Raw genomic sequence first — 3,763 nt, 5'->3', positions numbered from 1 at the left:
AAAATCGCAACCGAGTACTACGCCGCTTCATTCCCAAAGGTCAACCGATTGATGAGATTACCGATGATGAATTGATTCAAATTAACTGGTATTTGAATTGCCGACCACTCAAATGTTTAAATTGGCGAACACCGATTGAGATCTTTTTGCGTGATCTGCGTTACTAAATTTGTTCAAGTTATTTCTTGCAATCTGCCATGTTGAATTAAGACTTTATTATATAATTCTGAGAATTATTGACTGATGTTTTTCATTTTAAACCTATTTCATAATTGTCAAGAAATGTTGTATGAGAACATATCTATGGAATAGTTAAGATAGTCGATTAATTTGACATTGTTATACTGGTTAAAAGTTGAAAAATCAGAATCTTTATAGTATCAGCAATCTTTTAAAACAATTATGTAACCTTATTCGCTCAACTAGGGTCCGTCTGAAAACTACTTAAGTAAGATGCAAATTGAGGCAATGTAGACCGTAGCCAGATAAACATGAGCGAGCTTATCATAACGCGTTGCAATCCTACGAAAGTTCTTCAACTGATTGAAGAAGTTCTCAATCAAATGGCGCTCACAATAAACGTGGTAATCACAGGTCCACTTGTCTTTGGTATTTTCCTTTGGCGGAATGGTATAGATGCCTGCTTTATCTTCAATATACTGGCGAAGTTTCGCGGTGCCATAGGCTTTATCCGCGATAATATTTGATTGAGAAATATCGAAGCCTTCCAGCAACTCACTGGCAACTTGGCTATCATGTACTTGACCACCTGTTAGGCGAAAACCCAAGGGATTCCCTAATCCGTCAACGAGTGCGTGAATCTTGGTCGTTCGGCCACCTCGACTTAGTCCAATAGCTTGATTTTCGACCATACATTCGGCGTTTTTTTTGCCCCAGTGGCCTTTTGATGCGCTCGAACGATCGTTGAATCTAAGCTCAAGTTTTCCATGTCGGGATCGTCAATCAATTCGAGAAAAACCTGTTCGAACAAGCCTGAACTTACCCAGGCTCGGAAGCGACTATACACCGTTTTCCAAGAGCCATAGCGTTCAGGTAGATCACGCCAAGGAGCCCCGCTGCGCATGAGCCAGAGGATAGCGTTGAGGGCGGTACGGTTGTCTAGGCTTGATGGACGGCCAGTCCGGTATGGCGGGAAGTATCCTTTGATTCGGTCCCACTGAGCATCTTCCAGTTCGTATCGTTTAGGTGTTGTCATCGGAATGCCTCGATTCGTTTTTCCTCAGATTATACCTGAATTTTTAGTTTTCAGACAGTCCCTAAATACTCTTGAAATAAGTGCAAAATCCTGCTTTTCCAAGATTGATATCAACAAATTAATTCAAAATAAACTGTTCAATTTAAGTTTGTACCTAAATGGACAAAAAAGGGGTATAATCACCTTATGAAGAAAAGCCTAGATTCTGCCTGGGATAGTAAGTAGTTAGTTGTTTTTGAAAAGCTGTCTAATTAGAGTGTCTAAACAGAATGTGATAGGATGGGAGATTGATCCTCTGAAGGGAGATTTATTGATGAAAGTTGGTTATGCACGAGTTAGCTCGACTGATCAAAATTTGACCCGTCAAATTAAATCTTTGAAAGCGGTTAAATGTAAAAAAATATTTGAAGAAAAACAATCGGACAAATCAACCCAGAATCGACCAGAATTGCAGGCGGCGATTGCTTATGTGCGGCAAGGGGATACATTAGTAGTGGCCTCATTAGATCGGCTTAGTCGAAACTATGACGACGCCAGTGATATAATCAAGCAGATCAGAGATAAACAGGTTAGGATGGAAGTCTTAGATGCCCCATTTCTTTCAATGCAGACTGGGGATTCAGATATGGACAAATTTATGTTTGATATGCTAACCAAGCTGCTAGCTTATATGGCGCAAACTGAGCGAAAGAAAATTCGCGAGCGTCAAAGACAAGGAATCGAGATTGCTAAGGCTAATGGGAAATATCGAGGAACTAGACCGGCATACGCTGAAGATTCACCTAACCCACAAAAACGGTTTATTTATCATCGAATCGTTGATCAGTTAAGAAACAAAGCAACCGGGGCTAAAATCAGCTATCGTGCGATTGCTGCCGAAACTGGTGTATCGGTTCAGACTGTCATTAATATCAAGAATCGGTTGAATGAAGAAATTCCCGAATAAAATGTTAACCAGGCTTTGTTGATTTCAACTGAATATTGAACATTAAAAGTTTGCAAATTTTTAATTGCGGCTAATATACGAACTAAGGAGGAGATCGGTATAATGGATAACACGGCTTTAGCACGATTTATTACGTCACTTGGAAGTTTGAACGGGTATGGGAGTACTCTAGCCCAAACGAAAAAAGCTTTGGACCTTAGATCAAGCCAACCACTTAATCAACATGGCGAAGATGTGGCCATTTTTGAAGACACATTGAAGGGAATCGCGGCCGTTAAAGAAAAAGGATTCAGCGTTGATGGTATTATTGCGATCAACTCAGCATTTGATTCACCTTCCGATGAGCAGCCTAACTGGCCGGGACATTTACGCAATGCCTACTATAATGAAGACGATCGCATTGGAATTACAGTTGATCAAAGTGCAAAAGAGACCTACTTTCCACCAGAGATTGTTCGGCGTGATGATTTACAAAAAATTGTGGATAATTACAAGAAGTCTCCTAAAAAAGAAAAAGATGCTTGGAAAGTTTTTGCCGATTTATCTAAGCTACAACCGTTTCAGGACGGTAATAAGCGGACGGCACTGATTGCTGCAAATGCTGCGTATGGAACATTTGAGAAGGAAAACTACTTAGTGCTTCCTTTCAATGACCTGGATCGTGGTGAGTTTACAATTTCATTGATGCGTTACTACGATGCCAAAAATCCAACTGATGAGGCGAAGTACCTGGATAAAATGGTTGATTTACTTCCAAGTGATCGTGAACGGGAGTTGCATCGGCCGATCATTAGTGATGGGAGTCAGGGTAAAACACGAGTGGCACGAGTTAAGCCACAATTTAGAAATGTTGAAAATAAGTAGAGCAAAGAGAGCACCAAACCTAAAATTGAATCGAAACAGGTAAAGCCCCCCTTTTGTCCACTAAAGCATGATCGTGGCCCGAAGCGGTAAATTAGACGTTAAATAGGCGTATTCTGAGCACACTGGTGATCCTCTCTATCCTCTCTGTCCAATAAGTTGCAATCTAATCTTCGAATAACTAAGATGTGTTTAAAAACAATAGCATCATTGATAGCCATGTAGCTATCAATGATGCTATTGTTCTAGTAAGTGTTATTGATGTTTAAGATGTGAGGATCGGAGAGACAAAGTTTTTTAAGATTATTTTTTTAAATTCATATTTGTATGTAAGTATGAATTTATGAAAGTATACAAATATGAATGTTACAATACAGGATCAGGATATAAAGACTATAACGCACATAGTCAGGAAGTATAGTGAAGATAATGAGTAGTAATATCTGATTCAATTATAAAATCATAAATATATAAATTTATGATTTTTTTCGAGTCCTTTTCTTCTTTTCATCTTTCTCTCGTAGTTGGGCTACCTTCATATCAAACATCTGTCTTTCGACCTGACTCATCTTATCAATTTGTGGCTGCATTTGATCTCCAAGTAGCTCATAGGTGTAGCTAAAGACCGATTGATCAAGTAGTGGATTGAAGTCAATATTTGAGACAGATTTTAAGAGACATTCAGAACCGCGTTTACCTTCCACAGCTCAAATAAATCATTAATCGCGATTAATAACTTA

The 3,763-nt window shown here is 39.1% G+C and carries 3 protein-coding genes and 1 pseudogene; 3 read left to right on the top strand and 1 reads right to left on the bottom strand.

Annotated features, from left to right (window positions below; translation table 11 throughout):
- Window positions 1-167, top strand: a pseudogene (locus FFM78_RS13465) (IS30 family transposase); the annotation flags it as partial.
- Window positions 168-440: 273 nt separating this feature from the next.
- Here the strand turns inward: FFM78_RS13465 and FFM78_RS13460 are convergent.
- Window positions 441-1,216, bottom strand: a protein-coding gene (locus tag FFM78_RS13460; RefSeq protein WP_137638893.1) for an IS5-like element ISLpl3 family transposase whose coding sequence is annotated in 2 segments (ribosomal slippage) — window positions 441-892 and window positions 892-1,216 — 777 coding nt in all. Because the reading frame shifts where the segments join, the coding sequence is not laid out codon by codon here.
- A gap of 313 nt (window positions 1,217-1,529) precedes the next feature.
- Between FFM78_RS13460 and FFM78_RS13455 the strand changes: the two genes are divergently transcribed.
- The gene (locus FFM78_RS13455; RefSeq protein ID WP_137638892.1) at window positions 1,530-2,162 is read left to right on the top strand and encodes a recombinase family protein; all 633 of its coding nucleotides are present in this window, start codon (window positions 1,530-1,532) and stop codon (window positions 2,160-2,162) included.
- Window positions 2,163-2,264: 102 nt separating this feature from the next.
- Window positions 2,265-3,026 (top strand): Fic family protein, encoded by a 762-nt coding sequence (locus tag FFM78_RS13450; RefSeq protein ID WP_137638891.1) that lies wholly within the window; start codon window positions 2,265-2,267, stop codon window positions 3,024-3,026.
- The last annotated feature ends 737 nt before the right edge of the window (window positions 3,027-3,763 follow it).

This window comes from Loigolactobacillus binensis (genome assembly GCF_005405165.1).
Lineage (GTDB): Bacteria > Bacillota > Bacilli > Lactobacillales > Lactobacillaceae > Loigolactobacillus > Loigolactobacillus binensis.
This window is presented reverse-complemented; position numbering and strand designations above follow the sequence as displayed.

Coding starts and splice junctions, on each gene's coding strand:
- FFM78_RS13455 (WP_137638892.1), top strand. CDS start 1,530: ATGAAAGTTGGTTATGCACGAGTTAGCTCGACTGATCAAAATTTGACC.
- FFM78_RS13450 (WP_137638891.1), top strand. CDS start 2,265: ATGGATAACACGGCTTTAGCACGATTTATTACGTCACTTGGAAGTTTG.